This is a genomic window from Amantichitinum ursilacus (genome assembly GCF_001294205.1).
Lineage (GTDB): Bacteria > Pseudomonadota > Gammaproteobacteria > Burkholderiales > Chitinibacteraceae > Amantichitinum > Amantichitinum ursilacus.
Genome location: NZ_LAQT01000008.1, coordinates 283175 through 291213, shown reverse-complemented (window position 1 = coordinate 291213; position 8039 = coordinate 283175). Strand labels below are relative to the sequence as shown.

General features: G+C 62.0%; 6 protein-coding genes. All 6 read right to left on the bottom strand.

The window, feature by feature from the left end; genetic code table 11:
- Positions 1 to 1739: 1739 nt before the first annotated feature.
- A complete protein-coding gene (locus tag WG78_RS11450) occupies positions 1740 to 2378 on the bottom strand; it encodes a DNA-3-methyladenine glycosylase family protein (protein ID WP_053937950.1) in 639 nt (212 codons plus the stop codon).
- Positions 2375 to 3706, bottom strand: a complete 1332-nt coding sequence (gene pmbA, locus WG78_RS11445; protein WP_083458940.1) for a metalloprotease PmbA — start codon at positions 3704 to 3706, stop codon at positions 2375 to 2377. Before pmbA ends, WG78_RS11450 begins: the two co-directional genes overlap by 4 nt.
- 119 nt (positions 3707 to 3825) lie before the next feature.
- Complete coding sequence (gene fliJ / locus WG78_RS11440) at positions 3826 to 4272, bottom strand: flagellar export protein FliJ (protein WP_053937948.1); 447 nt, start codon at positions 4270 to 4272, stop codon at positions 3826 to 3828.
- Between the two features lie 37 nt (positions 4273 to 4309).
- Positions 4310 to 5707, bottom strand: coding sequence for a flagellar protein export ATPase FliI (fliI, locus tag WG78_RS11435; protein WP_053937947.1), 1398 nt, complete (start codon positions 5705 to 5707; stop codon positions 4310 to 4312).
- Entirely contained in the window at positions 5700 to 6920 is a 1221-nt protein-coding gene (locus tag WG78_RS11430) for a flagellar assembly protein FliH (RefSeq protein WP_083458939.1), read from the bottom strand. Before WG78_RS11430 ends, fliI begins: the two co-directional genes overlap by 8 nt.
- A gap of 9 nt (positions 6921 to 6929) precedes the next feature.
- A complete protein-coding gene (gene fliG / locus WG78_RS11425) occupies positions 6930 to 7937 on the bottom strand; it encodes a flagellar motor switch protein FliG (RefSeq protein ID WP_201782416.1) in 1008 nt (335 codons plus the stop codon).
- Positions 7938 to 8039 lie beyond the last annotated feature (102 nt).

The window sequence follows — 8039 nt, the reverse complement described above, 5'->3', positions numbered from 1 at the left end:
CGCCGGTCAGCGCCCGGCTGACGGGCCAGCAGCACGAACTCAAGACGGATATCCATAGTTGAAACAGGTCTCCAGATCATGGTGGCTTCCTGGCAATGGGCTGTCAGGAAGTGTCCACTATGTCTGCGCACACCTGTCCAGTATGTGTCCGGTCTAAACACTTCGCCAAAGAAAAAGTAACCAAAAGAAAGGCGACCCCACTCGCGAATCCTTCGCTCGCCAGGGGGCCCGCAGGTCAAAAGCCGAAACGGACCGTCTGTTACTTCGATGGCTCAGCTGCCGCTCCGCGGAACTTCGGTCGGACGGAGCCCCGAAAAACGGGTCTCCTTCCCCTCCCTCGACAGGTAATGGCTGCTGTCTGCCAGGATTGCTGCCTCGTTGCTGCGCAACATCGGGTGGGCGTGGATGCGACGGGTGACAGTGAACATCGGCACGGCCTGCTTAACGCATCCATCCCGCACGGCCACCGCCGTCTGATTTGTCACCATTCCCGCCACGTACCACCAACGTCTCATAGGGTGGGTCAAGACCCACCACCCAAAGCCGCACGCAAGAATGCGCACCAGCCGGATCAGATGCGAATGCAACTCAAGCCGCCCACGTTTAGTCACCACTGCTGAGAAGCACGCGTAGGGTGCGTTACCCTCAGGGTCTTGTCCTCGCTTGCGGGGACAACGCACATTTCCCCGAACACGCAATGCCCATCATTCCTTGCCGCCATCCCCGATTTCGCGTCTTTCACGACTTCGGTGGCATAACCAAAATGTGCGTTGCCCGGCGGGTAACGCACCCTACGTTTCTTGCATGCCTCCGCGAGGGAGCAAACATGCGAACGTTTCGCCCAAGTGTTCTTGCATGCCTCCGCGAGGAGCCAAGCATGCGAGCGTTTCGGCCGGTTGTTCTTGCATACTTCCGGGACGGAGCAAAAGTGCGGGCTTTTCGCATGGTTGTTCGTGCATGTCGGTGCGGGAAGGCAGACATTCGGACGTTTGGCTCGGGCGTTTTTGCTTGCTACTTTGGGTGGTGGGTCTTGACCCACCCTATGAGAGATCGGCGGTTCGTGGCGGGAATGGTGACAAGTTAGACGGCGGTGGCCGTGCGGGGTGGGTGCGTTAAGCAGGCGGTGCCGATGTTCATTGTTACCCGTCGCCTCCACGCCCACCCGATGTTGCGCAGCAACGAGGCAATCCCGGCGTCCCAACAGCAGGCATTACCTGTCGAGGGAGGGGAAGGAGACCCGGTTTTGGGGCTCCGTCCGACCGAAGTTCCGCGGAGCGGCAGCTGAGATATGGAAGTCCCAGACGGTCCGTTTCGGCTTTTGACCTGCGGGCCCCCTGGCGAGCGAAGGATTCGCGAGTGGGGTCGCCTTTCTTTTGGTTATCTTTTCTTTGGCGAAGCAAAGAAAAGTGACGTGCTCCCGGGCACCCCCGGGTATCAAATATGCGCCGCAGGCTACGCGGTTAAAGGTTTGTTCGACGCAGGTCGAACATCAAAACATACGCCGCAGGCACAAGCGGTCAAGGTTTGTTCGGCGCAGGCCGAACATCAAAACACGCGCCGCAGGCACAAGCGGTTAAGGTTTGCTCGGCGCGGGCCGAACATCAAAACACGCGCCGCAGGAACAAGCGGTTATGGTTTGCTCCGCGCAGGCCGAACATCAAAACACCCGCCGCAGGCTCAAGCGGTTAAAGGTTTCAGCACCAGCCGAACACACCAAATCCACCACCTCAGCCCCGCCCTCAATACTCCACCGGCACCGCCTCCAGACTCCGCCACAAATACCACGTCGCCACCGAACAATAGGGATGCCACTTCTGCGCCAACGCGCGCATGGCTGCGGCATCCAGTCGCTCGTTGGCGTTGTATAGCTGCGCAATCGCGTTGATGACGCCGATGTCCGCCAGCGGTAGCACGTTGGGTCGCAGCATGCAGAACATCAAAAACATCTCCGCCGTCCAGCGACCAATGCCACGGATACTGACCAGCTCTTTGATGATCTGCTCGTCATCCCACGTTTGCCACAGCGCCAGATCCAGCCGCCCGGCCACGTGGTGGGTCGAGAGGTCGCGCAGATATTCAACCTTGCGCCCCGACAAACCGCACGCGCGCAGGCGTTCGATGTCGGTGGCGAGCAGCCGCTGGCTATCCAGCGTGCCCCCCATCTCGGCCATAAACCGGTTCCACACGGAATCGGCCGCTTTCACCGAAATCTGCTGGCCCACAATCGAACGCGCCAGCGTTTGGTACGCATCGCCGCGGCCGCGCAGGCTGACATTGGGAAAGCGGTCGATCACGGCGGCCAGCAAAGGATCGGCGGCGCGCAAGGCGGCGACGGCGTCTTCCCAGTAATGCGGCAGCGTGACGACCTCTTCGCTCATACGCCCGCCACCGTCATTTTCCGGATCAGCACCGAGCCCACGCGCTTGCTGGACGACAGCAGCACATCGCTGCCGATGCCGACGATTTGCTGATAGATATCGCGCAAATTGCCCGCCACGGTGATCTCTTCAACCGGATACTGGATCTTGCCGTTTTCCACCCAGAAGCCCGCCGCGCCGCGCGAATAATCGCCGGTGACCATATTGATGCCCTGGCCCAGCAATTCGGTAACCAGCAAGCCGGTGCCCAGTTCGGCCAGCAATTCGTCAAAGCTGGCGGTGGGCGTCACCAGCAGGTTATGCGCACCACCTGCATTGCCGGTGGTTCGCATGCCCAGCTTGCGCGCGCTGTAGCTCGACAGAAAATAACCGTTCAGCACGCCCGCATCGACGATGGTGCGTTCTTGCGTGGCCACGCCTTCGCCGTCGAATGCGCTGCTGCCCAGACCTTTTTTAAGGAACGGGTCTTCGACGATGGTGACGCAGGGTGCAAATACTTGCTGGCCCAGGCTGTCGGTCAGAAACGAAGATTTTCGATACAGGCTGCCGCCGCTGACAGCGCTAACCCAGTGGCTGATTAGCGATGCGGCCACCGGCGCTTCAAACAGCACCGGGTATTCGCCGGTTTTTACGCGTTGCGCGCCCAGGCGGCGCACGGCGCGCTCGCCCGCGCGGCGGCCAATGGCGCCGGCGTTTTCCAGCTCAGCCGCGTCGCGCACCGAGCTATACCAGTAATCACGCTGCATGCCGCTGTCGTCTTCAGCGATGACGGCGGCGGAGATGCTGTAACGCGTGCCCGTGCCGGTGCCGACAAAGCCTTGCGAATTGCCATACACCCAGCGGGAGGCGTGCGTCGAGGTGGAGCCGCCTTCGCTGTTGGTGATGCGGCTATCAACCGCGCGCGCGGCATCTTCGCATTGGCGGGCCAGGTCGATCGCGCCTTCCACCGGCAGATCCCACGGGTGGTACAGGTCGAGATCGGGAAACTGTGTGGCCAGACGGTCGCGGTCGGGCAAGCCGGCGTATTCATCGGCGGCGGTAAAGCGCGCGATTGCCAGCGCGGCGCCGACCGTATCGGCCAGCGCGCTGTGGGTAAAGTCCGAGGTACTGGCATGGCCTTTTTGCTTGCCGACGTAGACGGTCACGCCCATGCCCTTGTCACGGTTGTATTCGATGGTTTCGACTTCGCCCAGCCGCACGGTGACGTTCTGGCCAAACGATTCCGAAATCTCCACATCGCAATCCGACGCGCCTTGTTGCCGCGCTTGATCGAGGACCTGGCTGGCCAGATCGGCCAATTGTTGTTCGCTAAAGCTGAATCCAGACACGGTGGGTTGTTCCTCAGGGCGCGCACGCCCGGCTGATGGGACGGTGGTAGACAATGATGTGCATCATAGCCGAGCCGCATGGCCGCCATGAAGCGGCATGCGCACTGCGGCGACGGTGGCTACGGCCCGTTGGGGCCATTGACCTTGGGGCGGCTGTTGAACTCGTCGTTCAACTTTTGTTCGCGCTGCCCTTCCCGTCTTAGTTCGGCGGCCTCGTGCCGTTCTTCAAGAGCCTCGAACGCTTTAACTTTCTTTTCGCATTCCATCCATTCGGCTTTGCAGCGCTCGTATTCGACCTGCGCGCGTTGCACTTCCAGCGCTTGCTGCTCGGCCGCGGTGTCCAGCCGGCCCAAAAACAATTGATAGTCGCGATATTGCGTGACGGTAATGCCGCCCTGCGCGCTTTGCGTCAGGCGCGCGCGGTATTCGTTGCGGTAGGCGTTGACCTGGTCCAGCTTTTGCCGCGCGCTGTTGAGCTTGCCCGAGGCGGTCTGCATGGTGCGTGCCGCTTCTTCGCGATTGTCGCGCGAAAGTTGCAGCAAAAAGGCAAAGCGGAATTTCGCCACGGGGCTCGCTTGATGAGATTAAAACGGCGGGAAGCACTTAATTGAACAGCGCGGAAAGCTTGGCTCTTGCTCCAGCATAATCTTCGCGTTCATAGATCGCCTGTTGCAGAAAGCGTTCCAGAGACGGGAAACGACGGATGGCGTCGTCGAGCATCGGGTCGCTGCCGGGCACGTAAGCGCCCACATTGATCAGATCGCGGCTGCGTTGATAGCGCGACCACAGTTGTTTAAAGCGGCGTACTTGTTCAAATTCCTGCGGCGTAATGATGTCGGTCATCACCCGGCTGATCGAGGCCTCGATATCGATGGCGGGATAGTGGCCGGTTTCGGCCAGGCTACGCGTTAATACAAAGTGGCCGTCCAGAATGGCGCGTGCGTTATCGGCGATCGGATCCTGTTGATCGTCGCCTTCTGACAACACGGTGTAAAACGCGGTGATGGAGCCGCCGCCGACGCGGCCATTTCCGGCGCGCTCCACCAGTTGCGGCAAGCGCGCAAACACCGACGGCGGATAGCCTTTGGTGGCCGGCGGTTCGCCCACGGCCAGCGCAATTTCGCGTTGCGCCATGGCGTAACGCGTTAGCGAATCCATGATCAGCAAGACGTGCTTGCCTTCGTTGCGGAAATATTCGGCGATGGCGGTGGCATAAGCCGCGCCATACAAACGCAGCAACGGCGAGTTATCGGCAGGTGCGGCCACCACGATGGAGCGCTTGAGGCCCTCTTCCGCCAGGATGTTCTCGATAAAGTCTTTAACCTCGCGGCCACGCTCACCGATCAGGCCAACGACAACCACTTCGGCCGTCGTGTACCGCGCCATCATGCCCAGCAGCACCGATTTGCCGACGCCGGAGCCGGCAAACAAACCCAGCCGCTGGCCCCGGCCCACCGTGAGCAAGGCATTGACCGCGCGCACACCCACATCCATCACCTGGTGCACTGGCTCGCGATCCATCGGGTTGAAGGGGCGTGCAAACAACGGCATCCACGCGTCACTATCCAGCCGGCCTTTGCCGTCCAGCGGCCGACCCAGTGCATCGACAATGCGGCCCAGCATGCCCCAACCCACCGGCACCTGGCGGCCATGATCTTCCTGACGCCGCTGGTCCGGGCGAGGTTTGCCGTATTCGGGCAACCAGGCCGACATATCTTCGTGCGGCACCACTTCGGCGCCGGGCTCGACGCCATAGACTTCGGCAATCGGCATCAAAAACAGTTTGTCTTCCTGAAACCCCACCACCACCGCTTCGACGCCATGGCCGCTTTGCGTCATCACATCGCATGACGCGCCCACCGGCAGACGCAGGCCGGTGACTTCCAGCACCATGCCCGACACGCGCACCAGCTTGCCGCGTGGCAACCACGGCCGCACCCATTTGCTGGCCGCGCCGCAATCGCGCAGATATTTGCGCGTGAGGTCGAAGGGATCAGCCATTGGTATCGACCACCGGCGTGACCGGTGCGGCGGGCGCTACGGCGGCAGCGGCCTGGAATGCGGCGATGCCGGGCGGTACCGCTTGTGCGGTGGGTTGCGCAGCGCCGGACGCAGCGGCAGTGGCAGCGGTTGCGCCCGAGGCCGCAGGCGTCGCGGTCTGCGCCGCAGGCGCTGCGGGGGCGGGCGCGATATTGAGCGAGTGCGGATCAAACTGCGCCAGCGCATCGGCCGGTTGCGCGGTCGCAGGCTGGGCGGGTTGTTCAGTGGGTTGTTCAATCGGGCTGGCGACCGGCGCAGCGGCGGCCGCTGCGAGCGGGATTTCGGCCGCAGCGTCGAGCGGCGCGGTGGCTTGCGCAGCTGGAGCCGGAGCCGGTGCTGCTTGCGGGGCGGGCGCAGCAGCAGGCGGCGGTTCGACCTTGCCCGCTTGCCAGCTTAAATCCTCGCGTTCTTGCCGCCGCAAAATGCGCAGTTGTTGCTGCCAGCGCGTAGCCAGGCTTAGGTCGGCGCGTGAACCCGATGATTCGACTTTGCAGCCGCCCGGCTCCACCGACGGGTCCGGCACCAGTTTCCAGGTATCAGTGGGCAATTCGCTGCCCAGCATCGATTCCAGCGCGGCCACGTCCTCCGGATGCGCCAGAATGCGCGCCGGGGGCTTCAGGATCGGCATGGTCTCGATCATTTCGCGCACGATGGGTAGCAGCCGCTGCGGGTCAGCTTCAACCTGGTTGCGCGTCATTTCGCGCGCAATCACCAAGGCCAGATCAAGCACGTTCTCGGCCAGTTCGCCGCCCGCTTGCTCAGTAAAGTGTTCGAGGTTATGCAAGACGCGGCGCATGCCTTCGATATCGGCTTGCGCCTCGGCATGGCCCGCTGCCAGACCTTCGGCATGGCCCGCCTCAAAGCCAGCGTCATGCGCTTGCTGCATGGCGGCTTCCAGTTCGGCGGCGTGGGCTTGCTGGATGTCGATCGGCGTCGGCGCGGGCGCGGCGGCTTCGGCCACCGGTTCGGCTTCGGGCTCGGGCGCTGCCACCGGCTCGGGTTGCGCCAGCGGCGCGAATGCAGGCGCCAAAGCGGCGGGCGCGGGCGCACGCGGCGGCTCGGGCCGGCGCATACGCGGCGGGGTCGGATCGTTGATCGCGGTAAACACCAACGGTTGCCAGTCGGTGTCGCCCACTTCTTCCCGGGGAATAATGCGACGCGGTGGGGTCGACATGGCCACGCCTTATTCGACCAGGCCTTCTTCGCCTTTGCCGGACAACACAATTTGTCCTTCATCGGCAAGGCGGCGCACGATCTTGAGAATTTCTTTCTGCTCGGCCTCAACCTCGGACAATTTGACCGGGCCTTTGGCCTCCAGATCGTCGCGCAGCATTTCGGCCGCGCGTTGCGACATGTTCTTGAAGATTTTTTCGCGCAGCGCCTGGCTGGTGCCCTTGAGCGCAATGACCAGCGAATCGGATTGCACTTCGCGCAGCAACAGCTGGATGCCGCGGTCGTCCACTTCCATCACATTGTCGAAAGTGAACATCTTGTCCTGGATGCGCTGCGCCAGTTCCGGATCGTATTCGCGGATGCTGGACACCGCCGACGCTTCGACCACGCCGCCCATAAAGTTGAGGATATCGGCCGCCATCTGTACGCCGCCGATGGCGCTCTTCTTGATCTTGTCGGAGCCGCTCAGCAATTGGGTCAGCACGTCGTTCAATTCACGCAGCGCAGCCGGTTGTACGCCTTCGAGCGTGGCAATGCGCAGCAACACATCGTTGCGCGTGCGCTCGACAAAGTGCGACATGATTTCAGCCGATTGGTCGGGTTCCAGATGCACGAGGATCGTCGCAACAATCTGCGGGTGCTCGTTGCGGATCAGTTCGGCCACGGCGGCGGAATCCATCCACTTGAGCGATTCGATACCGTTGTTGTCGTTGCCTTGCAGAATGCGGTCGAGCAGGTTGGCGGCTTTGTCCGAGCCCAGCGCTTTGGTCAGCACCGAGCGGATATATTCGTCCGCTGCGCCCAGGTTGGCGCGGTTTTGCGTGGAGGCAATAAAGTCGCCGAGCACGGTGTCGACTTCTTCGCGCTTGACGTTTTCCATGCCCGCCATGGTAAAGCCGAGCTTTTGCACTTCTTTGGGGCCGAGGTATTTGAACACCTCCACCGCCGCGTCCTCACCCAGAGTCATCAACAGAATCGAGGCCCTGCGGACGCCTTCTTCACTAATCGGGGCTGCCATGATCATGTACTCCGGGGGCTGGGGTAACCAGCGCGGTTAAATGCTTTGCATACTACGATACGGTGGGTCGGATGGGGACGCCCCGTCCCACCTTTCAACGTG

Coding starts and splice junctions, on each gene's coding strand:
- WG78_RS11450 (WP_053937950.1), bottom strand. CDS start 2,378: ATGAGCGAAGAGGTCGTCACGCTGCCGCATTACTGGGAAGACGCCGTC.
- fliI (WP_053937947.1), bottom strand. CDS start 5,707: ATGGCTGATCCCTTCGACCTCACGCGCAAATATCTGCGCGATTGCGGC.
- WG78_RS11430 (WP_083458939.1), bottom strand. CDS start 6,920: ATGTCGACCCCACCGCGTCGCATTATTCCCCGGGAAGAAGTGGGCGAC.
- fliG (WP_201782416.1), bottom strand. CDS start 7,937: ATGGCAGCCCCGATTAGTGAAGAAGGCGTCCGCAGGGCCTCGATTCTG.